At 59.1% G+C, this 25,473-nt stretch carries 26 protein-coding genes; 8 read left to right on the forward strand and 18 right to left on the reverse strand.

What is annotated here, in order from left to right; all coding sequences use genetic code 11:
• Nucleotide 1 precedes the first annotated feature (1 nt).
• From QQS38_RS19285 to QQS38_RS19355, 15 genes are all read right to left on the reverse strand, one after another.
• Entirely contained in the window at nt 2–394 is a 393-nt protein-coding gene (locus QQS38_RS19285) for a GPW/gp25 family protein (protein WP_479646960.1), read from the reverse strand.
• A complete protein-coding gene (locus QQS38_RS19290; RefSeq protein ID WP_479646961.1) occupies nt 394–807 on the reverse strand; it encodes a PAAR domain-containing protein in 414 nt (137 codons plus the stop codon). The genes QQS38_RS19285 and QQS38_RS19290 overlap by 1 nt, the downstream gene beginning before the upstream one ends.
• Nucleotides 804–1,568 (reverse strand): phage baseplate assembly protein V, encoded by a 765-nt coding sequence (locus QQS38_RS19295; RefSeq protein ID WP_479646962.1) that lies wholly within the window; start codon nt 1,566–1,568, stop codon nt 804–806. Before QQS38_RS19295 ends, QQS38_RS19290 begins: the two co-directional genes overlap by 4 nt.
• Entirely contained in the window at nt 1,565–2,725 is a 1,161-nt protein-coding gene (locus QQS38_RS19300; protein ID WP_479646963.1) for a phage late control D family protein, read from the reverse strand. Before QQS38_RS19300 ends, QQS38_RS19295 begins: the two co-directional genes overlap by 4 nt.
• The gene (locus QQS38_RS19305) at nt 2,718–3,446 is read right to left on the reverse strand and encodes a CIS tube protein (protein WP_479646964.1); all 729 of its coding nucleotides are present in this window, start codon (nt 3,444–3,446) and stop codon (nt 2,718–2,720) included. Before QQS38_RS19305 ends, QQS38_RS19300 begins: the two co-directional genes overlap by 8 nt.
• A gap of 1,477 nt (nt 3,447–4,923) precedes the next feature.
• Nucleotides 4,924–5,577 (reverse strand): phage tail protein, encoded by a 654-nt coding sequence (locus tag QQS38_RS19310; RefSeq protein ID WP_479646965.1) that lies wholly within the window; start codon nt 5,575–5,577, stop codon nt 4,924–4,926.
• A gap of 42 nt (nt 5,578–5,619) precedes the next feature.
• Nucleotides 5,620–5,790, reverse strand: coding sequence for a DUF6760 family protein (locus QQS38_RS19315; RefSeq protein ID WP_479647067.1), 171 nt, complete (start codon nt 5,788–5,790; stop codon nt 5,620–5,622).
• Nucleotides 5,787–6,182: a hypothetical protein gene (locus QQS38_RS19320; RefSeq protein ID WP_479646966.1), complete on the reverse strand. Its 396-nt coding sequence runs from the start codon at nt 6,180–6,182 to the stop codon at nt 5,787–5,789. The genes QQS38_RS19315 and QQS38_RS19320 overlap by 4 nt, the downstream gene beginning before the upstream one ends.
• 38 nt (nt 6,183–6,220) lie before the next feature.
• Entirely contained in the window at nt 6,221–6,673 is a 453-nt protein-coding gene (locus QQS38_RS19325) for a phage tail protein (protein WP_479646967.1), read from the reverse strand.
• A gap of 12 nt (nt 6,674–6,685) precedes the next feature.
• A complete protein-coding gene (locus QQS38_RS19330) occupies nt 6,686–8,368 on the reverse strand; it encodes a phage tail sheath family protein (protein ID WP_479646968.1) in 1,683 nt (560 codons plus the stop codon).
• Nucleotides 8,369–8,510: 142 nt separating this feature from the next.
• Nucleotides 8,511–9,134, reverse strand: a complete 624-nt coding sequence (locus tag QQS38_RS19335) for a Pvc16 family protein (protein ID WP_479646969.1) — start codon at nt 9,132–9,134, stop codon at nt 8,511–8,513.
• 417 nt (nt 9,135–9,551) lie between these two features.
• A complete protein-coding gene (locus QQS38_RS19340; RefSeq protein ID WP_479646970.1) occupies nt 9,552–10,403 on the reverse strand; it encodes a hypothetical protein in 852 nt (283 codons plus the stop codon).
• A gap of 17 nt (nt 10,404–10,420) precedes the next feature.
• Entirely contained in the window at nt 10,421–10,852 is a 432-nt protein-coding gene (locus QQS38_RS19345; protein ID WP_479646971.1) for a hypothetical protein, read from the reverse strand.
• A gap of 88 nt (nt 10,853–10,940) precedes the next feature.
• Nucleotides 10,941–11,411, reverse strand: coding sequence for a hypothetical protein (locus QQS38_RS19350; protein ID WP_479646972.1), 471 nt, complete (start codon nt 11,409–11,411; stop codon nt 10,941–10,943).
• Nucleotides 11,412–11,502: 91 nt separating this feature from the next.
• Nucleotides 11,503–12,054 (reverse strand): hypothetical protein, encoded by a 552-nt coding sequence (locus QQS38_RS19355; RefSeq protein WP_479646973.1) that lies wholly within the window; start codon nt 12,052–12,054, stop codon nt 11,503–11,505.
• A gap of 729 nt (nt 12,055–12,783) precedes the next feature.
• Between QQS38_RS19355 and QQS38_RS19360 the strand changes: the two genes are divergently transcribed.
• From QQS38_RS19360 to hfq, 7 genes are all read left to right on the forward strand, one after another.
• Nucleotides 12,784–12,951, forward strand: coding sequence for a hypothetical protein (locus QQS38_RS19360; protein ID WP_479646974.1), 168 nt, complete (start codon nt 12,784–12,786; stop codon nt 12,949–12,951).
• A gap of 111 nt (nt 12,952–13,062) precedes the next feature.
• On the forward strand, nt 13,063–13,812 hold the full coding sequence (locus QQS38_RS19365) for a LuxR family transcriptional regulator (protein ID WP_479647068.1): 750 nt from the start codon (nt 13,063–13,065) through the stop codon (nt 13,810–13,812).
• A 329-nt stretch (nt 13,813–14,141) separates the two neighbouring features.
• Nucleotides 14,142–15,371: an MFS transporter gene (locus tag QQS38_RS19370; protein ID WP_479646975.1), complete on the forward strand. Its 1,230-nt coding sequence runs from the start codon at nt 14,142–14,144 to the stop codon at nt 15,369–15,371.
• A 293-nt stretch (nt 15,372–15,664) separates the two neighbouring features.
• Nucleotides 15,665–16,570 carry a TetR/AcrR family transcriptional regulator gene (locus QQS38_RS19375; RefSeq protein ID WP_479646976.1) on the forward strand — a complete coding sequence of 302 codons (906 nt, stop codon included), beginning with the start codon at nt 15,665–15,667 and terminating at the stop codon, nt 16,568–16,570.
• Between the two features lie 40 nt (nt 16,571–16,610).
• Nucleotides 16,611–19,172, forward strand: coding sequence for an acyl-CoA dehydrogenase (locus tag QQS38_RS19380; RefSeq protein ID WP_479646977.1), 2,562 nt, complete (start codon nt 16,611–16,613; stop codon nt 19,170–19,172).
• A gap of 95 nt (nt 19,173–19,267) precedes the next feature.
• Nucleotides 19,268–21,103, forward strand: a complete 1,836-nt coding sequence (locus QQS38_RS19385; protein ID WP_479646978.1) for an AMP-binding protein — start codon at nt 19,268–19,270, stop codon at nt 21,101–21,103.
• Between the two features lie 372 nt (nt 21,104–21,475).
• Nucleotides 21,476–21,988 (forward strand): RNA chaperone Hfq, encoded by a 513-nt coding sequence (gene hfq / locus QQS38_RS19390; RefSeq protein WP_479646979.1) that lies wholly within the window; start codon nt 21,476–21,478, stop codon nt 21,986–21,988.
• 56 nt (nt 21,989–22,044) lie between these two features.
• Here hfq and QQS38_RS19395 read toward each other — a convergent pair whose 3' ends face one another.
• Entirely contained in the window at nt 22,045–22,452 is a 408-nt protein-coding gene (locus QQS38_RS19395; RefSeq protein ID WP_479646980.1) for an antibiotic biosynthesis monooxygenase family protein, read from the reverse strand.
• Between QQS38_RS19395 and QQS38_RS19400 the strand changes: the two genes are divergently transcribed.
• Nucleotides 22,430–23,122, forward strand: a complete 693-nt coding sequence (locus QQS38_RS19400; protein WP_479646981.1) for a GntR family transcriptional regulator — start codon at nt 22,430–22,432, stop codon at nt 23,120–23,122. The genes QQS38_RS19395 and QQS38_RS19400 overlap by 23 nt on opposite strands.
• A gap of 93 nt (nt 23,123–23,215) precedes the next feature.
• On the opposite strand, the gene QQS38_RS19405 is transcribed toward QQS38_RS19400, so the two are convergent.
• Together QQS38_RS19405 and QQS38_RS19410 are read right to left on the reverse strand one after the other, a co-directional pair.
• Nucleotides 23,216–23,992 carry a DUF2968 domain-containing protein gene (locus QQS38_RS19405; RefSeq protein WP_479646982.1) on the reverse strand — a complete coding sequence of 259 codons (777 nt, stop codon included), beginning with the start codon at nt 23,990–23,992 and terminating at the stop codon, nt 23,216–23,218.
• Between the two features lie 59 nt (nt 23,993–24,051).
• Nucleotides 24,052–25,452 (reverse strand): sigma 54-interacting transcriptional regulator, encoded by a 1,401-nt coding sequence (locus QQS38_RS19410; RefSeq protein WP_479646983.1) that lies wholly within the window; start codon nt 25,450–25,452, stop codon nt 24,052–24,054.
• Nucleotides 25,453–25,473 lie beyond the last annotated feature (21 nt).

Raw genomic sequence — 25,473 nt, forward strand, 5'->3', positions numbered from 1 at the left:
CTCATTTCAGTAAGAACGGATAAACGAGATTGCCCGCGTTGTTCGTCTCTCTTACGACGTAGTCGATACTGATCGGCAACGCATTCGGCATCGCGGGATCGATGCCCACCGTGATATCGGAAAGATCGATACGGGGCTCCCACGTCCGCAGCGCCTCGGTCACGTAGGTTTGCGCCAACGCTCTCGTCGTGCCGTTATTCGAAGCAAATACGAGCTCACCAATGCGGCAACCGAAGGTCGGCATCAGCACACGCTCCCCAGGCGCGGTGCGAAGGATGATCAAGATCGATTCCCGAATTTTTTCTTCGCCGGCGCTCCATTGCACCTGGCCGGATGTCGAGATCGCGATCGGAGATGACCAGCCCCTGCCCAGGAAATCCTCATTGACGAGCATCAGACGCCTCCGGGACTGGCTTCGCCGATACGAACCTTGACCTTCTGCCACACCTGCACCTGTGCGTTCTGGGCTCCCTCAGTGCAGGTCGTGCATGAATCTCCATCTCTTGCGACCTTTTTGCCATTGACTTTCACTTTGATCGTGCATGATGAAAGTTGACCGAGGTTCGTCGGCGGATCGGCGAACGCGTACGACGGCGCAGGAATATGCGCAGGCTGATTTTCAGCCTGCGAGTTGATCGTGGCCACCGGCATGTCGTTGACCTTCACTCTAGCCTCAAGCGTTGCTGGATCGAAAGTCCCGGAGAACGGAAACGACTGCGGTTGAGTCACATTAGTGGCTGTGTTGACCACAGTGTGAACATCGGTTCCTTCAATGGCGTCGCCCGACTTGGCTATGAACGGATTCATTGCGGTGCCTTCGGTGGTTGAGGCATTTTCGGTGGCTGAGTTGCCGGTGCGGGTGGTGTCCCCTCCATCTGTGCATTGAGATCGATCTCGCTCGCCTCGATCTTGACGTTTCCCTGGCCCTCCACCTCCACATTCTTCCCTTTCAGGGTTAGCTTTTCGGTCGCCGTGATCGATAAGTTGCCCTGGCTTACGATTGAAATCTCGTTTTTCTTCGTATCGAGCGTTATGACGTTTTGGTTTTCGTCCGCGATCGTGATCGAGGGGGTATCGTCCGAATCGTCGAGTGTGATCGTCTTTCCGTTCTTCGTTTTTACGAGCCACACGCTTTGCCTCTTCTTTTCATCATCGACGATATAGGGCGAGGCGTTTTTATCCCAACGGAAAAGAAAGCCGATAACGTATCCATAGGTCCGATCGTCCATGGCGAACGCAACCAACGCGAGCGTAGGCGCACTTGCCGCCGGCTGCTCTGACTGCGTCGTCTCAGTGGAGGACGTGGCCGTAGTAGACGACGCCGGCGTAGTAGAAGCTGTATTACCGTAGCGCTTCTGCGGAGGCTTTGGATCGGCGGGCGCGGGAGTCTGCGCCCCCAGCGTCGTCTCCAGCGAGAACATCCCGTATCCAGGCCCCGCAAACGGGCTCGCGACCTCAAGCCAATTGGATATCACGCCATCTTCATACTGAACCTGGACGCGGCCAAGCTTTCTCGGATCCGTTGCGTTGACCACCACCCCCAGTTCGAGCTTCAAGCGCGCGCTCACATTCCACTCCTTGTTACGTTCAAGATGGTGAAGTTCCGATTGCGATCGATCCGATGCGTGCTTTTTACGACGTGATACAGGCCGTCAAAACGGCTATTTATTCCCTTGAGCTCGACGTTGACGCCGGGGCATGCTTCGAGGTTGATCTGCCTCAGCGTCACCGCTCCCTCGATAAAGGTATCTTGGAGACGCTGGCGCTGCGCCTTAGCGATGTTATCGAGCGTATCCTCGCCACTCATATCCGGTCGCTTCAGCGTCACCGGCGACTCCCCGAACAGTTTGGATGCATCGAACGCCGTTTGCTTCCCCCGCATTTCGTAGAGCGAGGAATCCTCGCTCTCAGCCGTACTCACAGGCTCGCCGTTTAAAATGTCGTATCCGCGTGTCGTGACCGTCTCTCCCAATGTCGGCGCACGCATATCGAGGTTGATCGCTTCGATGTCGTAGTTGTAAAACAACGGCGGATCGAGCGCGCTGTTCGCGTAGCTCCGAGTGCTCACAACGAGCGTCTCGTTTTCACCTTCCAACTTCACCATGCATTCGTAGTACGCCTGCCGGCATATTCTCAATAGAAAGTCGTATCGCGTTTCGTTATCCTCGAGGAAGAACGGATACTTGAGCGTCGACACGTACCCCATCGCGTAAACCTTCATCCCCACCGTCTTCGCTAACCACTCGAAAATATCCCTGTCGCTCTGATCGACAAAACTCTTGCTGTATTCGCCAAACCGAAGGAAGTGCATCTTGTCGAAGGCAGTGACGGTCAGCGTCGATCGCATGCCCGCCCCCGTGCTCCCATCGAGTGCGACGCCGCTCACGTACATGGGTGGAAGCTGTGCATCCTGTACCGCCTCGTCAGGAATTTCCAGCATGGAGCCAGGCGCAAACTGCTTGAAGTCGTTGTCGGTCCAATTCGTTTCCAGTTCAAAGACGACCTGGCACATCGTCGGCGCGTTGATCTCTTGAACGAGAACGATCGAAACATACGCGGAGCTGGCGACGGCGGTGATCTTCTTGCCGTTGCTCTTGATATCGCGAAATTCGTTTGCGTTTCGCACCACGCCATACGTTAGCGTGCGGCCGTCGTCGGACGTCGGCGCTGCCCCACCTTCCGCGGCGTTGTGTGCAGTCGGGTTCTCGCCGCCGAAGTCAGACATAGTCCGATGCCCCTTTCGGCTCGAACGTGACGTGGTCCGTATCGGGTATGGCGATCTTCCGGCCGGTCCACACGTGCCCCGGAAATGCAATTGGATCGTAGATTCCGTTTGCCTCGGCGATAAGACGCCATTGGCTCAAATCCCCTAACGCGTTATACGCGATCGAACCTAGACGGTCGCTTCCGATAACGGTGTACAACGCCCGGCAGTTATCGAGCCCTTTCGCTTTGATCTCTTCCGTGTCGGTCAAAACCTCCTTGAACGTCACGGTCAGCTCCGCTCTAACAGGCTCCCCCGTGGGCAGAAACATCGTGAACCTTTGCGCGACATGCGTCACGATCCCAGTGAACAGATGATCGGCCCACATGAATCGCACTGTCGGCGGCACCTTCGCCCCCTTCTTCGACGGCCAAGGCTCCGTCAACGCCAGAATGTCATTGGTCTTCTTGCGTACGTCCGAGCCCTTTTCGTACGTATCGAAAAAGAGCGTGACTACCATATCTTCTGGCTGGGTCCGAGAGAACCATACATTGTTACCCTCGCCTTCAACCGCCGCATGTTGCCTCAGCGACAACTCCTCGGGGTTGTACATCACCTCGATGTGCTTGTGCTCGACCTTCATCTGGCTCGCGTTGGAGTTCTCGACATGAATGGTCGCGCGCTGCAACGTGGCCGGAAAGAGCTGGATAAGCGCGCCCCGCGCACTGTTTCGTTCAAGCATCAGCGTCCCCCTGATTTACGGTACCTTTCCACGTTATCGCGCCGATCCGCCTCCGAGACGACGCCATTCGCCAATCGCCCCATGATTCGCTCGGAAAACAGCGTTTCCTGCAAGAGCGGAATCAAAATTCGGCGCACTTCCTCGGCTGCGGGCGGGCGCGGCGATCGATTGTCTGATCGATCACTCTCATGTGATGCGGGCCGCGCGCGCGAATCCTTCGTCGTATGCGCTTGCCGTGCGCCTGTCGTCGCTTGCTCGCGCGAGCTTGTCGATTCGGTACCGTGCTGCACGATCATCGCCGGCCTTGCCGCCAAGTCATACGATGCCAACGCAACGACCGCATGAGCTCGCAACGATATGGACCGTTCAGTCAAGAACCGGCGCGGCGTGGACGCAGCCCGACGAACAGTCCGGCGTACGACAGCGGCAGCGGGCTGCGCATCGCTATGGCGCGGCAAGAAGCGCAGAGCGCTCAGGTCCGTCCGCCCCCATCGATATTGGGGCCGAGCAAGCGCGGCGCGAGGCCCCTGAGTCGCGCATACAATCGGCGCAGCCGAGGCAATCCGATGAATATGGACAGGCCTCAATGTCAAAACACGGTCGTGAAACGGAAGCTGTCTCGCTCGACCCTTTCGGCTGTCGTCGCCCCGGGGCTCGCTATAGCGATGCACGCTCCGTGACGATGAGGCAAACGAATCGACCGTTCGCCGGTTCGTTGACCTATGGGCGCGATACATACTGCGGGCGCTCACGGCCGCCCGGCTACGGGACGCGTCGACGCGCCGTGGAACGGCAGCTTCACGGCTGCGACGATCGGACTGCACCATCACGCGGGCCGCGAGTCGCGGGCTTCGCCACGCGCATGCATCGTTTGTCGTGGCCGGACGCGGCGCCGCCGTCGTAACGAACACCGTTCGCGAGCTTCGCTCTACGAAACGCGTCCCAACCTCGCTCGAAATCCGATCGCGCCCGGGCCAGCGAGTCTTGACGAATTCCCCGGGTGCAGCGGCGGCGCGCTGATACGCAATCGCACGATCAGGCAGAGCAACACGTCCATGTGCGATCGTTCGGCGAGATGTCGTAAGGTACGGGACTCGTCTTTCGACGATCGCCCGGACTGGATTCCCCGGTGCAACGCGAGCGGGCATGCGTAGTGTTTTCGCGATGGACAAGGCTTGCTGCCGTACCGCGCCACGCGTCGAGCGACCGTCGATATACGACACAGCCGATTGTCGCCGGATGGCCTCGCGCCGGGGCTGATTGCTCAGACGGCCCGCGGATTTCGCCCTCTCCTTCGCAGCGTAGTTCGTCAACCAGCGCGCAACCAGAACCGCGAAAACCAATTTGGGTGATCGCTGCGTCGGCCACGGGTAGCCCGGCAGCCCGTACAAACGCAACCGAAACCGCGCGGCGGACCGGCGCCAAAACGCTCGCGCCGCTTGCGCCCGAGTCATCGACACGCGATCGAAGCTTCGCATCATGACAAAAGGCTCCCAGCTACGCCGAGCGCAGCGCCACCCACGGCATCCGCGGCAAGCGCCCCCAAGCCACCACCCGGCAAACCGACTTTCTGAATGCGATCGATCGACACGGTCAGATGTTGAATGGCGATCGCGCTTTGCGAAGCGTCTAGGCGCACGCCCTCGAGCGCCGTCGGGAACGCGTGATAGAAATGCCACGCGGCGAGAGGTACCCCTGTGGAGGGAACCGCGCTAATGCCACCTGTCGGCGTGTGGTAATCCGTCATCAGCAGGATCGTTCCATTCATCCGACTCACGCTGCCGGAAACCGTCGAGTGATACCAGTCCCACATCGGATCGAGTAGCGTCAATCCTTTCGAAAACACGAGTTCATTGCACGTCGTTCGGCCGGGCAGCCTATGTTCGCGATCGTTCACACCTCCTTCTCGGACCGTGTGAACGTCCGTCTTCCAACCGACACCTTCCACGGAGCTGAAGCTACCAAGCGCGACACTCGTCGCGAGCCCCCCGGCGACTTTTTTCATCGCGCCGAGAATGCCGCCCGAGCTACCTGAATCAGGATGCAGGATGACGCGAAAGTTGTAGGTTTTAATCGGCTCCTGCGCCTGGTTCAAGGCAGTTTTCGCCACGCTGTCGAGAGAAAAGCTCATGCATCACCCGTTAAAGACATGTGCCCATTGTCGATCGCGCATTCACCACATCTCGCGAATGTCGACCCCACGCGGCCGGTCGGGCCGTTCCGCCTCCGCATTGATCTTTTCGTTGATCCTGCTGATCTCCTCACACCATCGCCGCCGCTCCGCATGAGCCATCGAACAGATGTCCTCGCGCGACCAATGAAGGTGATAAGCGATGAACGCTATCTCCTCATAAAGTTGGCCCGAAGGGGCAGCGAGTCGACGTTTCCCTGGACGGCCTCCTGCAGCCGGCCGCGGGCTGCCGGTTCATTCGATTCATCGCCGCCACCGTTCTTTTCTTCGTAGAGGCGGATCAGAAATTCGAAATCCGTCAAAAATAGATTGCCGATGAGATCGGGCGTAATGATGTCGAGCGTCCCGAGCTGGGTGACGACCCTCGCGAGCACCATGATTGGGTGGAAAGCCGCGTTTGCTTGTACGCGGGCATCGCGCATAGTCATGATTTCATCGGCTGCGGTAGCCAAACGCATGATGCCTTCTTTGTGCAAGGTGCCGTCGGGCCCAGGGAATCCTATGGGCAGCGTAAATTTAAACTCAGTGCTGATCGGATCTGCCATCGCGGCCTCCAAAATAGTTTGGGTTATGAATGAAACAGTCACTGATCTCGTTCCATCCGTTCAACCACCAGATCGAGCGTCTCGATCATGACCTCGGCGCTGCTCGCGTTCAGGCCGCTCGATTGATAAGTCGTCGGGAACGCGCCATAGAACGACCACTTCGCGGCGATCTTGCTGATGTCGGTGTCGAACAAGATGATCGTGCCATGGCGTCGCGCGTTCTGGCCCGACGTTCCGGTCGATATGATCATCTGGTGCCATTCGTAAAGTTCGAGGGAGGCCGTGATACCGCGTTTCAACGAAACGTTTCCGTACGTGGCCATGCCTGAAAGCCTCCGGCGGCCCGGCGATTTATCCGTACCTTCTCGGTAATCGACGGTATCGATCGTGATGTCCGGTATCGTCACTTCTGAAAACGACGCCGATATCTTTGGGACGATGTCCACATGGAAGCGGAATCCACGAAAGGGATCTGGAACTAAAGTAGCCATGTGATACCTCCATTAGGAACCCGAACTCGGCGATCCGGTCATCTGTGAAATCGTGACCACCACAAATTCGGCGGGAGACAGTACAGCTAAGCCCACCGCGATATTAAGAATGCCCTTCGCGCGCTGGTCGGGCGGGTTGTTGGTATCGTCGCAAGTGACGAAAAATGCTTGATCCACGGTGGCGCCGTAAAGTGCGCCCATGTTCCATAAAGAAGTTAAAAAAGCGGTCGTTTCCCGAACCACGGTGGTATACAAAATATTGCTGATGTTCTGAAAGACCACCCATTGGAGCCCCGCCTTGAGGCTTTGCTCGACGAACGTCAGGAATCGACGAACGGCAACGTACTTGGTTTGCGTTCCTGGATTGAGCGTCCGTGCGCCATATACTGCGATACCGTAGCCTGAGATCGGACGGATCACGTTAATGCCGTGAGGATTGCACCTATCTTGGTCGCTCTCCGATAGCCATCCCGTCATTGCCATCGCCGTCGTCATTCGGCCGTTGACCACGCCCGCCGGAGAAACCCAGACGCCCGCGTTCATGTCGGTGTTTGCGTAGAGACCAAGCACGGCGCCGCTCGGGGGGACGGGTACGCTGTAACCCGAGATCGGATTCAGGACAACCGGGTACGGGTAGTAGATGGCCGCGTGGTCGTTGATCAGCGGCAACTTGTCCGTTCCACCCGTAACAAAATCAACGATATTCTCCGTGTTCGATGGCGTGTCGACGTACGGCGCGTCTATCACGTAAAACATGTTCGGCAGGTGCTTGAAGGCGGTCAATACGGCGTCGATGACGTACTTCAACGGCTGCGCTGTGGTCACGTCGTCCGACATGTCGATGATCGCGGCGTCGGGTGTTGCGATTAAAGTCGCATCCGGGACGGCTGACACTGCGGATAATGCGGCACTGTAGAACGTCGTGTCGTACGTGACCGTATCGCCGCTACCGAGTGCGACAAGCGTAGCGGAGCGGTCCGTCCCGGAGTTCACCGATGTATCAACGGTTTGCACCCGGATGAACATCGACTTCGCATTGACCTGATCCTGGAGGGGGCATGTCGAGGCCCCGGTGGCCGGAATCAGGCTCGCAGCGTTGAACGCACCATACGATTCGAGAATGTAGAAATTGTCCTGTTGACCGGCGGGACCAATAGGGGTCGGCTTAATCGCATTAGTCGTTACGTAGACCTTTAAAAGCTTCGCCCATACCGACGTGGCGGTTGTCAGGGCTGAGACCTCAACCACAACATTGAGCGTGAACGTATTCGCAGCCTGCGCTCCCGCCGGAATGGCCCCCGCGTCCAATGTCACCACTTGCAAGAGGTCGTTGGGCCAATCGCCCATGCTTGCGGCGATGACGTGCAGCTTCGCGAGTGGATCCGGTATATCAACGGACGCCACAATTGGCGCCGGGTCTTCGGCAACGCCGATCACGTAGCAAAACGCCCCGCCCAGCGCAAAGAATTCGAACACCGCAGCGCCGACCTGTGCGCCAAATACGAACGAGCCGTACCGAGCTTGATAATCGGCCCACCCTCGTACCTGCCGGGCAACATTGCGGTCCCCGTCCGCAAGTATCTCGGTCGCGCCGATAAACACCGGGATCGACGTGGACGCGCCCACCATCGACGGCAGCCCCGGCAACTCCTTGACGTATACGCCCGGGTGCAAAAGATTGCTAACGTCCGACATGCTCAGATCTCCTTATGCAAGCGCTGCCAATGGGTTGAACGTAGAAGTCCGGTGAAGGCAACCGGTTCGAACCATGGGTTGCCTGGCGACCGCCCTCGAAGCGAAGTCATCACTCACACCCATGACAGCTGCCCCTTATCGATCATTGCGCGCTCCCCTGGCTCATCGGCGTCGCGCTCACTTGCGTGTCCTTCACCAAGTCGACTGGGATCTCGGTCGGCGAAGGAATGCGCACCGCCGGCACTTTGTATAGACGAGTCAAGTGATAGGTTTTGGGCGAAAATGCCGCCCATAAATCGCGAAGCTGGTGAATGGACGAAGCCCAAGGGATCACTGCGAGCGATTCGTTTCCGCTTTGCTGGAGCGTCGACATGAGGTACTCATCCGGAATCCGGCCACACGTGTCGAGCAAGTTGGCGAGCCCGTTGGCGATGATCTGTTCGTTTTCGCCCGAAGTTCCGTATGCGACTACCATGTATGTCAAATCGAGCGCAAGTGGCGCTGGTTTCAATACAAGAGGGAAAGCGTGATGTATCGAAGCCTCTGTCGAGGCGATACTCGCGGGCGCGTTACGCAGATATGGATCGATTTCTATCTGGTAGAGATAAAGCGATGCGCTGTTTTGTTTCGTACCCTCCCAATCTGCGGGCGAATCGAGCGAGATCGTCGCTTCGGTCAGGAGAGGAACGTTGGCACTGATGAACCGACGCAGTGATTCGCTCACCGAAGGGATAATGGTGGTTCGATCGAGAATGAGGTTCGACATCGCCAGATCAACTAAATATTAGGTCCGTCGTCTTAGGGCCAACACGGAAACCGCGTAACACTAGAAATAGTATGTCTCAGCCTCGGCAGAGCGAACAGTACAAGCGCTTGCAGTCTTGTCCGATCTGACTTCAAGCTCAGCTGTGCGCGGCAGGCTCATCCAATATTTGAAAATAGGAAGAGCGGCGCATCAAACCGCATTGGCGATATTCGATTTATCCTTCACGATGAACTTCCATTCAGAGGCGATCGGGGCACCGTCCGGTTCAGCGTTCTAGCAAATCACTCAAAAATATGCTCCCGCCGTGAATGACGCGTTACCGCCAGGCAACGTATCCACATCTGGTTTCAATCAAAATAAAACTATGCGACCACTCGCTGACGGAAGAAACGAAGAACATCCGACCGAATGCAACACTCAAAGCGAGAATGGCGTAAAGCTATCTACCACGTACTTAGGCAACTGAATTCCGACCTGGGCGATCACGGCAACATCGGAATCTCTCTCCGCCATCAACAACAGCCAATCTGGCTCATTCGGCGAGTCGCTCTGATCTTGGTCTGAGGAATCGCCGAGCTCTAAACCAAGTTCCAGCGTCACCTCACCTGCGCCAGCGGCAATCGCGGTCTTGCCGCATGCCAACGTTATCTCAAACTCGTCCACCGACAGTCCAACCGTCGGCCCCCCTTCAGGCACATTGAGCCTCAGGCCCATGCCGAATACAGGTGGCGCCTCGAAGGACCATCTCACGCTTCGCCCGGAACTCGAGTGTGGCTGAAGTCTTAATACGACAGTCCCTCCTGGCTTCAAGCCACGAAGCTTAAACTTCATTTTCTTGATATGGTCGACCTCATGTGTCATAGCGATGCAAAACGGACCACGTCGCCACTCGACAGGCAGCTGAGACGGAAAGGAAGCCAGTATCTTTGCTTCCATGTTAATGGTGCAGCGCCCTTCAATGCTCTTCACCTCACCTTGAACGCATAAAAATGCGCTAAGCTCGAACGAATCACCGAGATTCTTCTTATTCTTTTCCGCCGCGCCAGTTTTTATGGCAATCACCGATTCTGCGATTTCGACGCTCTCAATGCATGAGGGCAATCCCTCACCGAGCGCTAGGGGATTCAATGCAAACCCTACCTCACCGGATTCGGCCCCACCGAGCGACCAGGTGACGCCAGGTGTATTCAACTCGATATTCACATATTCGTCTCGAGCGACACCGCTGAATTCCAACAGGATTGGCACACGAACCGCTTCGACGCACATCGCAATCCTCCAACCTATCAGCATAAATTCAAACTAAAAGATCCCCTAACATTAACGGCGCGATCGACCAAAGACTCCATCTCCAAGCGCGCACCCGGCGGTAAATCAACGACCCCAACGATACGTGTGCCCGGGTGATGAACATACAATCGAACGCGTATTTCAGCGCAATCAGCATTGTTAGATAACAAAAACGATTTCTTGTTGAGGACGAAGCGATTTACCTGTAAAAATGCCCCCGGAGGCGATGCGGAGAGCACGACCCCTACGCGGCGGTTCCCAGCGAAGGTGTCGCCCCAATAGGCAGGTGTATTTTGCTCCAAACGAACTTGCACCTGCTCGTTCGCTCTGAGGGCATAGAAATACAAGGTAACAGGATGGATCTCTTCGCTCGCCGTGGCTGCTTCAGCCTCCCCCGCAGAGGGATTCTCTTCTACCTCTTGTTGCATAACCGGCTCCTTCGATCCCGTTAACCTAAAACGCTTTAATACGTCGCACTGGAATATCCGGTTTTTGAACACGGCGACCGACGATAATTCATACCTGCGAGGTATAAAAATAAACTATATTGCCATTATTTAACGTCTTACTCCCCCCTTTTCCAAAACTTACCATACCGCTGATATCCGAATCCGGCAAGAAGCCTATCACATTTACGTCATTGGTCCACCAGACATTCAATGAGATTGCAATCGCCTGAGGGTCCTTTATATTCGCCACGTACTCGATCGTGAAGGTATCCCACTCCAGGAGTACCTGGCACGCGTCGAGCGTATATTTGGGGTCAGCGCCATACCCGAAATTGCATCGAGAGTTCGAAGCAAAGGACAATGGAAACAAACCAAACGCGAAATTTCCCGCATCATTGCTCTGGTCTTGATTCACCAGTTTAATCGAAACCTGATCTCCTGCCACAGCCGAATCCGCATGAACAATTATCGAACATGTTGCAGAATTATCATAAGGCAGTTCGGTGAATTTGCTTCTTATAAGATTTTTCGATTCCATGATCACCCCAATTCTGCATCTGTAAATTTCATCACCGCCCGCACGCGACACGCGGCGATAGAAAAATCATTAATCAAATGATCGATCTCGCCTATGACGAAATCGGGTATTCGACGCTCCCAGTTTTCTCACCATTGAAATTCACCGCCGAGCTGGCGTCACCCTGATTATCGACCCACCATGCCAAACAACTGGTGGTCGTCGCGCCACCCCGTCGTTTCATGGTGATATCAGTTACATTGCTCTTATACCAAGCGTAAAACGAAATGCAGTAAACAGCACTGTTCGTCGTTGTAAAATTCGACGCGAGTGTAATTGTTAACGATGTAGGATTGAACAACATTTTGTAAACGGGAACGCTAATATCCTTAGTCGACAAATCGCCAGTCGACGAGCCCCAGAGTTGAAAATTGACAGGCCCGAGGGAGGACGTGTAAGGCCCCTCACCATGGGGCAGGAATGGCCCCAGTGCAATGGCCGTGGAATCCTGGTTACCGGGCGTAGTGTTGGACAGGTCCATTGAAATCTCTTCGCCCTTCTTAAGTCCTTCCAATTTCAAGACAAACCCCACACCGCCCGCCCACGGCGACTTCGACGCCGTCGGAGGATTATCCCCATCAGGATTCCCAATTTCGTTCGACATGATCTTCTCCAAAAAAATAAGGGCGCACTTGCTTCACCGTGTGAGGCCTGGGAATCAACGATGACGTAAGCGGCGATCGTTAGCCGCCTTTTAATGGCAGCGGCACGCCATCTGCACATGCATAAACTCCGGCGGCGACAGATTTCTTGACGGCATTATGGATAAATCGCGACAAAACCGAACTGCATGCCCTTGTAGGGTGTATTGCGACCTGGCGCTCGTTGTTCAGATACTGGAATAGCAGGGTGATTTGCATCCGCATCGACTCTGTTCGCCGCGCAAAACGAGCAGGCTCGGACCTCTTCTGGTAAGGCAGCGCGATCGACCATCGAACCGAACTTCACGCCCGATCACGCTCGATCCCTCGTTCGTCCCTGATCTCGCGCATGCTCCGCGAGGCCTGGCGACGATCAACACCGGCTCCCCATGCAGCACTTTCGACCTCGGCTCGCAACCAGGTGCTCACGATGACGCGTGGACCGCCCTTCAGGGACCCGTAAAGACGAAAGCGTCAGCAATCCCTGACTCTCCAATATCTGGGTAGAACTGTTCAAATCGAGAAACGACCCGTTTGCGACCACGCTGCCCTGACTCGATAGTGAGTATGCTGTGGCATATCACCGCATCGAACGACAAGCGAGGCGGATGATCGTTACACGTGGCGTAGAGAGCGCATCATTCCCGCTAGGAGGCCACATGACATTTCTGTCTTTCGCGATGGAATTGCACATGAACAACACTCGATTGGTTGATCCATCGCTTAGCGAGCTGTATTTATCGGATCTCTCGAACGAACAAATGCGAGCATTGATCCAGTCACGCAACAATCCGGTTGAATTTTTCATTACCGCAATGATCAACATCGTCAGACAGCGCTCGACTCTGCCCAGCAAATGATCGTGCTCGCCGCGAATGAATACACAAACGTCATCAATTATCAAATTTCCTCATCAATCTCGGGAATTTAAAACGATAACTAGCTAGATAGATCAGAGGGCCATCGTGACCATGAACATAGTGCATGCGCACTCGACGTCTGCCAGCTTACCTACCGAGTGGATATTGAAAATAAGCGATTGCAGAAGCGAGGAAGAGCTAATGTGCGCGATCGAAGTCGCCGCCCGGTCATTAGGTGTCGATTATTTTCAATATGTGGGCGATTTTCTGGTCGACAGACACAAATGTATCCGCAAAACGTTTTCCAATTTCCCAGTCAATTGGATCGAACGATATACCGCCCGCGAATATGAAAAGGTCGACCCAGCTTTCCGCCATGCACACACGCATGTCACACCAGTCATTTGGTCGAACCTCTGCACCCGAGACACTCCGGCAGAACAACGCCAGTATTTGTGCGACGCCCGCGACCACAATATAGGAAACGGCGTCAGTTTTCCGATTCAAACCAAGAACGGCGATAACGCCATCCTCAGCTTCGCTAATAGTGTTGATAGGCCGGATACCGACGGGACCATCCTCCGAATGCTTGCCGAGGGTAGCCTCATCGCAACATTCGTTCATGACTCGACGAGACGGATTGTCGATAAGCAACGCAACGTCTTGCAGGCGCCTCTCACACACCGTGAACTCGAATGCCTGCGCTGGATCGCCATCGGTAAATCCAACTGGGAGATAGCGATGATCTTCGGCATGACCGAGCACGGCGTGATCTACTATGTGCGCAAGTTGCTGTGGAAGCTCGGCGTTAGCAGTCGCCATCAAGCGGTAGATCGCGCGACGGCATGTGGTCTGCTCTGAAATGAAGGAACGCTTTGCTAGTCCCGCCATGCAACCTGCTATTCGTGTTTGGTCGGTTGCCAGGACAATGCGGCCGGAACGGCATATGCTCATAGCTTTCAATTAACCGACAATCGATACGAGTTGTCCGCTCGGGCCCGTCCCTCCCTAGGTATTACCCCTCATCCCCCCATTCGCAACCCTGCGTCCGCTTAAAGAGCGCGTACACTTCACTCAGCCAGGGTCGATGCTTGCCGCTACCCAACACACGAGAAAGAAGGACAAAACACCGAGCATCCGAATGGAATCAACCAGTACGCAAAATCTGGAGCCCAAAGGAGAACCAACAAATGACATGGACCAAGGAACAGCGCAACGTAACGATCGCCGCTTATCTAGGCTGGACGCTAGACGCATTCGACTTCTTTCTCATGGTGTTCGTGCTCAAAGACATCGCAGCCGAATTCCATACGAAAATCCCCGAAGTCGCTTTCGCGATCACGTTGACGCTCGCCATGCGCCCCATCGGCGCCCTGATATTCGGTCGTCTCGCCGATAAGTTCGGCCGCCGTCCCACGCTGATGGTCAACGTCGCCTGCTACTCCCTGCTCGAACTGGTCTCCGGCTTCTCGCCCAACCTGGCCACGCTGCTCGTCCTGCGCGCACTGTTCGGCATCGCCATGGGCGGCGAATGGGGCGTCGGCTCGGCCTTGACGATGGAAACCATCCCGCCCCGCTCGCGCGGCGTCGTCTCCGGCCTCTTGCAAGCCGGCTACCCGAGCGGCTATCTGATCGCTTCGATCGTGTTCGGCGTGCTCTATCAATACGTGGGCTGGCGCGGCATGTTCTTCGTTGGCGTGGTGCCGGCGCTGCTCGTGCTCTACATCCGCGGCAACGTGCAAGAATCGCCGGCATGGAAAGCGCTCGACACGAAACGCGTTCGCCCGGGCATGCTCGCCACATTCAAAAAGAATTGGACGCTCGCGCTGTATTCGATCATTCTCATGACGGCGTTCAACTTCTTCTCGCACGGCACCCAGGATCTCTATCCCACCTTCCTGCGCGAGCAGCATCATTTCGATCCGCATACCGTTTCGATCATCGCCATCGTCCTGAACATCGGCGCGATCTGCGGCGGCCTGTTCTTCGGTACGCTCTCCGAAAAAATCGGCCGTCGCCGCGCGATCTGCATCGCTGCTTTGATCGCTCTGCCTGTGCTGCCCTTGTGGGCCTTCTCGAGCGGTGCCGTCATGCTCGCGGTCGGAGCGTTCCTGATGCAGATTTCGGTGCAAGGCGCATGGGGCGTCATCCCCGTCTACCTGAACGAGATTTCGCCTGATGAGGTGCGCGCCACATTCCCCGGCTTGGTCTATCAACTCGGCAACCTGATCGCGTCGGTCAACGCCACCATGCAAGCGTCGGTGGCCGTGAGCAACGGCAATAATTATGCATTCGCGCTCGCCGTCGTGGCCGGTATCGCCTCCGTCGTCATCGCCATATTCATCCTGTTCGGCCCCGAAAAACGAGGTATCGATATGACGCGGTCGGCGCAGGAAGTCGCAGCGTCTCCCACCGTCTGACATCACGGGTTTCAGCATGCGGGAAAGCGCTAAACGCGCCTTCCCGCTTTGCTTGCGCCTGGTCTCCCCCACGCACTGCTGCACCGCAACACAAGTTGGATTCCCCCGTCCACTAGAGGACTCCCCCCACAAAGAACGCTTGCCGCGATTTCACAGCGTTTTTATCGTGCTAAAAATAACAAGATTCAATCGGAGACTTGAATCGCTCGTTCGCGGCCGGTCACCGGCATGGCTATGCATGGGGAGCAGGGTCGAGCGCCAAAGCGTTTGCCCTGATCGACAGGGAGGCATACATGGCAGTTCGAACACCGAGCCGGAGCACCGGCGATACCAAAGCGCGCATTCTCGACGCCGCCGAAGACATCTTCATCGAATGCGGCTATGAAGCCATGTCGCTGCGGCAAATCACGTCGCGCGCCGACGTGAACCTCGCCGCGGTCAACTATCACTTCGGCAGTAAGGAAGCGCTCATTCATGCAATGCTCGCGCGCCGCCTCGACACGCTCAACGTCGAGCGATTGAAACTGCTCGATCGTTTCGAGGCTCGGCTCGCCGATCGCCTGACATGCGAGCATGTGCTCGGCGCAATGTTCATTCCCGCATTGCGCCTCTCGCGCGATCCGCGCGCCGGCGGCCCGGCCTTTCTGCGTTTGCTCGGTCGCGCCTATACCGACCCTTCCGCCTTCATTCACGATTTCCTGAACGGCCATTACGCCGATGTCGCCGAGCGCTTCTTCGATGCGTTTCAGCGCGCATTGCCGCATCTGCCGCGCGAGGAACTCGGGTGGCGATTGCATTTCGCGATCGGCGCGCTATCGGGCGTTTTGGCCGGCGCCGATACCGACAACCTGATCGCCGAATTCTCCAAAGGGCAAGCGATCAGCGATTTGCATCTGATCGCGCGGCTCGCATCGCTGATGGTCGCCGCGCTCAAAGCGCCGTTGCCCGATGGCACTCAGCTTGCTGCATTCGCCGCCGTGCTTGGCGATGCGAGCGACAGTGGCGATGCGGCCGCCGCGATCGGCGAATCGGGCCCGCTCGATGCGCCTGCGCCGCACGCCGAGGCGCATGGCGAGGAGCAGGCCGCGGAGCACGCCGCGTCATCGGCTGCAGGCGCTCACGCCCGGCAAGCGGCCGGCGCACACGCGGGACAGAAGCAAGAAGGCGTGCGTCCCACGAGTTGGGGCGCTCCCCTCTAATTGCGCACGGCGCGCATGCGCGCCGCACGGAGAAACGCTCATGGCATCGCTCGTCGTGGCGCTCGTCGTCGCGGGTGCAATCTTGGTCTTCAACGAAGCGGCCGCACTATGGTGGCTGGTCACGCTTGGCGCATGGCTCGCGATCGTGGTTGCGATGAAAGCGGCCGGCCCCGCCGCTTGCATCGCGCTTGCCATCGTGCTCGTGCTGCCCGCCTTGATCATTACGCTCAAGCCGCTGCGGCGCGCGCTCGTCAGCACGCGCGTGCTGTCGATGTTTCGCCGCGCGCTGCCGGAGATGTCGGCTACCGAACGCGATGCGATCGAAGCAGGCACCGTCTGGTGGGACGCCGAGCTATTCACGGGCCGTCCCGACTGGGACGCGCTGCTTGCGCACGGCCCGCCCGTGCTGACCGACGAGGAGCACGCGTTCGTCGACAAGGAGTGCTCGGCCCTGGCCGATAGCGCGAACGATTGGGAAACCACCGCGCGCTGGCAAGACCTCTCGCCGCAATCCTGGGCGTACATCAAGCAGCATGGCTTCCTCGGCTTGATCATCGACAAGCGCCACGGCGGCAAGGGCTTCAGCGCCTATGCCCATTCGCAGGTGATCATGAAGCTCGCTTCTCGCTGTTCGGCGGCAACCGTCTCGGTCATGGTGCCCAACTCGCTGGGGCCGGCCGAGTTGCTGTCGCATTACGGCACCGAGGAGCAAAAGGCCTATTACCTGCCCCGCCTCGCTCGTGGGGAAGAAATTCCGTGCTTCGCCCTCACGAATCCCTATGCAGGATCCGACGCCGCGGCCATTCCGGATCTCGGGATCGTCTGCAAAGGAACGCATCGAGGCCGCGAAACGCTGGGCTTTCGCGTGACCTGGGATAAGCGCTACATCACGCTCGGCCCGATCGCCACGGTGCTCGGCCTCGCGTTTCGCGTCCGAGATCCCGAGCATCTGCTCGGCTCCGACGACGAACCGGGAATCACCTGCGCACTGATTCCTACGTCGCACCCCGGCGTATCGATCGGCCGGCGTCATTGGCCGCTCAATGCGGTCTTTCAAAACGGGCCGAACTCGGGCAAGGACGTCTTCATTCCCATCGATTGGGTCATCGGCGGCCCCGCACAAGTGGGCAACGGCTGGCGCATGTTGATGGAATGCCTCGCGGCCGGCCGCGCGATTTCATTGCCTTCCGGGGGCGTTGGCACGGCCAAGCTCGCCGTGCGCGGCACGAGCGCTTATGCGGCGCTACGCCGGCAGTTCAGAACGCCGATAGGCAAGTTCGAAGGCATTCATGAAGCGCTCGGCCGCATGGGCGGCAATCTCTACGTCATCGACGCGATGCGGCGCTTTTGCGCGCAAGCGGTCGACCTGGGAGAAAGGCCCGCGGTGCTTTCCGCCATCGCCAAATATCACGTGACCGAGCGCACCCGCAAGATCGTGAACGATGCGATGGACATCGCCGGCGGCAAGGGCATTTGTCTCGGGCCCTCCAACTTTCTCGCACGCGCCTATCAGCAGATGCCGATCTCGATCACCGTCGAAGGCGCCAATATCCTCACACGCTCGCTCATCATCTTCGGCCAGGGCTCGATTCGCTGCCATCCGTACCTGCTCAAGGAAATGACGGCTGCGCGCGACGACGATGCGCAGCGCGCGTTGATCGCCTTCGACAATGCGTTCTTCCGTCACGCGGCTTTTCTCGCATCGAATGCGTTGCGCAGTCTCGTGCATGGTTTGACATGCGGCGTGTTCTTGAAGGCGCCGCGCGGCGCGACGGCAACGCTGGCCAAGTACTACCGCGCGGTCACGCGGCTTTGCATTGCCTTCGCATTCGTCGCCGATATGTCGATGCTCGTGCTCGGCGGCAAACTGAAGCGGCGGGAGCGATTGTCGGCACGTCTTGGCGATGTGCTCTCGGCGCTCGTGCTGATGTCGGCCACGCTAAAGCGCTTCGAAGACGAGGGGGCGCACGCGGAAGATTTGCCGTTCGTGCGCTGGGGACTCAAAGACGGGCTACTGGCGGCCGATCAAGCGCTCGAGGGCCTCTTCGCGAACTTCCCCAATCGCTTCGCCGCCGCAATCATGCGCACGCTCGCATTTCCCTACGGCTTGCGGCAACGCCCTCCTTCCGATGGACTGACCAGCACCATCGCGCTGCTGCTTCAAACACCGTGCGATGCACGCGAGCGCTTGTTGGCCGGCTCGCACGTGCCGAGCGAGCCGGATCCGCGTGATCCGATTGCGTGCGGTGAGCGATTGCTCGCGCTCGGCCAGGAAGTCGCGGAAATCGACGCGAAGCTGCACGACGCGGTTCGTGAGGGCCGCGTAAAGCCTATGCCGCAGAACTTGGCCGATGTGCCCGGCTGGGCGCGTGCGCTCGAAGCAAGCGGGATGATCGAAGCAGGCGAGCGCGAGGCGTTGATCCGCTATGCCCACGACGGCGCCGCGTTGATCCGCGTGGACGACTTCCCGGCCGATCTGGACCGGACCGAAGCCCAGCCCGACGGCGCCGACCAGTCCGCGCCTGCGCCCGAACCCAAAACATCGACGCCGATGCGACCGGATAAGCCGGCCGACCTATCGGTCGATGTGGACGGGCATTGACCGATTCGCTCGAACTCGATGCGGCGGCGAACGCCGGCCGCGCCGATCGATCGCCGCAGCGTCCGCCAAGATGACGACAACAGGGAGACGACGACATGAATCAGCCTTTCGCGCAGCAAGCTACCCCCGATACCACCAGAGCCGGCCCCGGCGCCGACACCGCTAGCGCATCGCCGCAAAGCGCGGCCGATCCGCCGGACACCGACGGTATCTGGTACGCCTCCTACCCGCCCGGCGTACCGCATGAGATCGACGTGACGCAATACCAATCGGTCGCGCACTTCTTCGACGAATGCACCGGGCAGTTCCGCGGTCGAACGGCCTACGTCAGCGTCGGCTCCGCCATGACATACGACACGCTGGCCCGCAAAGCGAAGGCATTCGCCGCATATTTGCAACGCGTGGGCATCCGCCGCGGCGATCGCGTCGCGATCATGCTTCCCAACACGTTCCAATACCCCGTGACACTGTTCGGCGTGCTCAAGGCCGGTGCCGTCGTCGTCAACGTCAATCCGCTCTACACGCCCCGGGAACTGGCGCACCAATTGAAAGACAGCGGCGCCAAGGCGATCGTCGTTTTCGAGAACTTCGCGAAAACGCTTCAAGAGGCTCTGCCGGGGACGGCCGTGGAGCACATCGTCGTGACTGCGCTCGGCGATCTGCTCGGAGATGGGCTCAATCTGAAGGGGCGCTTGCTGAACTTCGCGATCAAGCACGTGCAAAAGATGGTGCCGGCCTACCGCTTGCCCAGTGCCGTGCGCATGCGCCGCGCACTCGCACTCGGCGCGAAATCGCCGTTCTCACCGACGATCGTCTCGCACGACGAACTGGCGTTCCTGCAATACACGGGCGGCACGACCGGCGTCGCGAAGGGCGCGATGCTCACGCACCGGAACATCGTCGCCAATCTGCTTCAAGCGAAGGCGTGGGCCGAGCGCCAATTGACGAGCGAGATCGAGACGATACTGACACCGTTGCCGCTCTATCACATCCTCTCGCTCACGGTGAGCGCGCTCATCTTCCTCGGCCTGGGCGGGCGCAACATCTTGATCGCCAATCCGCGCGACACGAACCGCGTCATGCGGATTTTGCGCAAACAGACGTTCACGGGCATTCTCGCAATCAACACACTTTACAAGGCGTTCCTCGACAACGAAGCATTCTGCAACCGCGACTTCTCGAACCTGAAGCTCGCGATGGCTGGCGGCATGGCCACGCAACGCGCCGTCGCCGAACGCTTCAAAGCGGTCACGGGCAAACCGATCGTCGAAGGCTACGGACTCACGGAATGCTCGCCCATCGTCGCACTCAATCCCGTGGAGCTTGAACATCTACGCGAGTTCGACGGATCGGTCGGCTTGCCCGCCCCTTCGACGCTCGTGCGGTTCCGAAAAGACGACGGCACGTGGGCCAACGTCGGGGAAGCCGGCGAACTATGCGTCAAAGGCCCGCAAGTCATGAAGGGATACTGGATGCGGCCGGACGAGACGGCGAAGGTACTCGACGACGAAGGCTGGCTTGCCACGGGCGATGTCGGCCTCATGGATCGCGCAGGCTTCATCAAGCTCATCGATCGCAAGAAGGACATGATCCTCGTATCCGGTTTCAACGTCTATCCGAGCGAAATCGAGGACGTGATCGCAATGCACCCGGGCGTCAAGGAGGTTGCGGCCATCGGCATTCCCGACGAGGTGCAAGGCGAGCGCACCAAGGTATTCATCGTTGCGCGCACGCCCGGGCTCACCCGCGAAGAAATCCTCGAGCACTGCCGCAAGAATCTCACGGGCTACAAGGTACCGAGGTTGATCGAGTTTCGCGACGAGCTGCCGCAGACCAACGTCGGCAAGATTATGCGCCGCGCGTTGCGGGACGAAGAACTCGCCAAGCTGGAAAAATTGCGCGATGGCTCCCGCACGCCGCGATCGTCGTGACGATCGCAACGACGACCATGGCGCGACTGCCGACCTCGATTAGCCTAAGGAACGCAGCCGCGCCCCGCCCCGCCCGAGAATTTTCCGCAATTTGCTCGTGCGGCGCATGGGTCGCAAAGTCGTAAGAAAACGTTACCAATTTGCGCCCCGGTTTGGGCTGCACACGCGCCAACGCGGCGCTAGGCGGTCGAGCGGCGCGCCAACGTCGTGCAAAGCACCGACCGGAATCCCTTGGGGGGCCATCGCGACCGCGCGATCTTCGCCAAATCGACACACGCGTTGCGCACACGGGGTAAAATCCCCGCCAATCGTGCGTGTATCGTCGCGCAGCCGCCAACCAACCCTGGAGCAGCCCCCGCTGCAGTCCTAGCAATGCCGAACCCTTCCGAATCGCATCCGCAGAACGACTTCATGAACGCCGCGCGCAAGGAGCGCAAGCGCGTCGAGATCTATCTCGTCAACGGCATTCGCCTGACGGGGTGCATCGAGTCGTTCGACCAATACCTCGTCATGCTGCGCACCCCCGTCGGCCTGCAAGGCATTTACAAACGCGCCATCTCGACCATTCAACTCGATACCGGCACCCGCCCCGGCCCGCGCGGGCCGCGCACGGGCGGCTACGGCGACCGCCATGGTTCACGCGAGGGCTCAGGGCCCCGCGAAGGCCGCGAGGGGCGGGAACCACGCGAACACCGTGAACCGCGCGAACCCCGCGAGCATTACGGCGCTCCTGCGGGCCCGGATAATCGTTCGTCGGATGCGCCGGTGGTCGTCACGCGCCGGCGCCGCCCGTTCAGCACGCTGCCGGGCAGCCCCGGTAGCGCCGGCAATGACAACAACGGCACCAGCACCGGCGGCGGCGATTCGGGCAGTCAAGACGAATAGTCGGGTGCGGGCAGCGAGCCACCCGCAGTCGCTGCCCCCCGCCATGCGCGTTCGGCTCACGCCTTCTTGAACGAATAATCGCGTTCGACCTTGCAGATGCGCGTGACATATTCTTCATACCAGTTTTCGCGACCCCGCTTTTGTGCGACGAGATGCGTCGCGTCGGCCTTCCAAGCGGCAATCGATTCGAGATCGCGCCAATAGGAAACGGTTATGCCGATTCCGTCGCGCGCCGACTCGGCCCCGAGGTAACCCGGTTGTTTTTCGGCCGCCTCACATAAAATCCGATCCGTTTCCGCGTAGCCCTCGTCGACCTGCGTGCGAATCGACGTAAAAATCACGGCGTAATACGGCGTTGCACCTGTTTTCGCGAACGACATTCGAGCCTCCTGGCCGTTGGTAGTTTGGTATACCATTATGCCAAACATTGCGGGAATGAATATGCAAAACAAGATCGACTCCACCGCCGACACGATCGCGGCATCGCTGCGCACGTCGATAGCAATGGGTCAATTGAGCGACGGCACGCGGCTAGTCGAGCGCGAGTTGGCCGATCGTTTCGCGGTCAGCCGCATTCCGCTGCGCGAAGCGCTGCAGAAGCTGGAAGCCGAGGGGCTCGTAGAAATTTTCCCGAATCGCGGTGCCATCGTGCGCGCATTGACCCCTAGCGACGTCGATGAGATCTACGGGCTACGCACATTGCTGGAAGGCGATGCGATCTTTCGCGCCGTCAAGCGCATGACCGAGGAGACGCTGGCGCGCGCCGAACTCGTGCATCGGCTATTGGGCAAAGCGCCGACGGCGGACAAGCAAGGCGAGCTGAATCGCGAATTTCACGAGCTGCTGTATGCGCCGTGCGGCAACGCGCGGCAGTTGAAGGCGATCCGCGACTTGCGCGGGCAGGTCGAGCGCTACGAGCGATTGCAGAGCACGCTGCTCGCCGATACGGCCGCGTTTCAGCATGAGCACGCGGCTATCTTGAAAGCATGCCGCCTGCACGACGCGCGCGGCGCGCGGGCGCTGACGGTTGCGCATCTGGCGAGCGCAAAACGAATCGTCGAGCAGGTGCTCGCGCAAATGCAGCGTCAAGCCGATGCGGATATCAGCGCGCTTGGCGAACGGCGGCGCAGATAGCGGCAAGCGCCGTGGCGCGACCGGCTAGCCGGGCTCCAGGCGGCTCGACGCACGCAGCTCGAGGCATCTTGCGATGCCCCGGGCATGGCGCCGTCAATGCTTGCGATGACGCGACGAATGCGTGTGCGGCAAGCCCTGATTGGTCTCACGCTGCAGCGTGTGAATCTGTTGCTGCACCGCGTTCAGTTGCTCTTGAGCCGCCAGTTTTTGCGTCTGCAACGAGGCCGCTTCTTCGCGCGCCTGCTTCTGGCGGCTCGCGGCCAATTCCTGCTGCTTGTGCGCAACATCGAGATCGGCCTGCAAGCGACCGGCGCGCGCTTGCGCCGCCGCAATCTGCGCTTCGGTGTACGCTTTTTGTGCCGCGAGCTTCGTGCGTTTGATTTCGACGTCGGCAAGCTGCGCGCTGCGGCGCGTGAAGTCGGCGTAGACGGCCTCGGCGTAATCCGCGTTCGTCGTCTTGATCACCCGCCAGAAATTTTTCTGCTGGAACAGAGCGACGTAGTACGTCATCTCCTTCCCATACAGAAGCAGGCTCGCGCCGTACGTGCCGTTGTAGGCCGTGCGCAGCTCGGAAAGCTCGGTGCCGTGCGTCAGCCGTTGTAATTCCGCAACATTTCCTTGGCTATCGCCCGTCTCGTCGGCGGGGGTCGCCGATGCCGGTTGGTCTGCCGACATCATGGGCGAGGACATCTGCGTCGATGCCGCAGACGAAGCGGCCAAGACCGGCGTAGGCGCACCGCCAGCGGGCAGTGCAACGTTTGCGGCGCCGTCCGTGCTGGACTGCGCCGTGGCACAACCATTTATCCCCATTCCCCCGATTGCGATCAGCGCGGCAAGCGCCGTCCCCCGTAAACACGAATAGTGGCTCATGTGTGGTTTCCTGCGCGAATAGTTCTACTTTTTGAGACAGCTTTCACTCAAGCGCGCCATTATCCCTCACTTTCTCGCGTTTCGGGCTCCTCATCGAAGATCTGGTACTTGCGCATTTTTTCCCAAAGAACCTTGCGGCTGATCCCGAGGTATTGAGCCGTGTCCTGCCGCCGCCACGCATTCGCGGCAAGCGCCGCGAGCACCCGCGTGCGTTCGGCCATGTCCCACTTGCTGCGGTCGACGACAGCCTCGTTTGCGCTGTCGGCCGGTGCGGGTTGCGCATTGCGCGCATGCGCGATGAGCCGGCGCAACCGCGGCGCATCCCACGCGCCGATCTGCCGCACCGTCACCCCGATGCGCTCCGCCAAATTGCGCAGCTCGCGCACATTGCCGGGGAAATAAGTGTCGGCAACGGCGTCGGCCAGCCAGTACGGGATCTCGGGCAAGCTCGCAAGCCGTTCGCCGCCCACCACCGACGCGATGAACGCCTTGAAGATCGCGATCTTGTCGGCGGCGCCGCGTTCTTCGAGCGACGGAATGCGCAGTTCGATCACCGCCAGCCGGTAATAAAGGTCGGCGCGAAACGTCCCGTCCTTGACGAGTTGCGGCAAGTCTTTATTGGTGGCGGCTACCAGGCGAAAGTCGACTTTGACCGGCGTGGCCGAACCCACGCGCGTGACGGCGCCGTCCTCGAGCACCCGCAGCAGTTTCACTTGTTGATAGAGCGGCAAGTCGCCGATCTCGTCCAGAAACAACGTGCCGCCGTCGGCTTGCTCGAAGTAGCCCTTGTGAGCGCCCACGGCGCCCGTGAATGCGCCCTTGGCATGACCGAAGAAAAGCGACTCGAACAGGCCGTCGGGTATCGCGCCGCAATTGACGGGTACGAACGGCCCGCTGCGGTAGCGGCGGTGCTTTTCGTGCAACAGTTGCGCAATGCGCTCTTTGCCCACGCCGGTCTCGCCGCGGATCAGGACGCTCGTATCGCAATCGGCGAACGTATCGACCTCATGCAGCAACGCTTGCATGCAATCCGAATGCGCCACGAGCGCCGTCGGCTCGAGCGTCTGGGCCGTATGGGCGCGCAACTGCGTCAACAGCTTGGTCACCATGCCGCGTAGCTCCGCGCAGGTGAAATCGAGCGGCAGCACGTGCGAATATTCGGGCGGATAGGTGGCCGGATCGCGTTCGCGCGGCAACGCGCCGACCCAGATGACGGGCATGCCCGTATGCGCCTGCCAATCGCGCAATCGGCCGCCGCCCCCGCTGCTATCGATGACGCTCACGCTGATCACGGCCAGCGATGCGCGCGCAGCGTTGCGCTCGGGCGCGTTCGTCATGTCATCGGCGCGGATCACGTCGACGTCGAAGCTCGACATGCAGCGCACGACGCGCTCGACGATGTCGGCCTTGCCCTCCCAGACATAAATGTCCAGTTCCTCGATCGTATGGGCAGTTCTCATCGTTATTAGGTGTCCTAAGCA

The organism is Trinickia sp. Z7 (genome assembly GCF_056498045.1).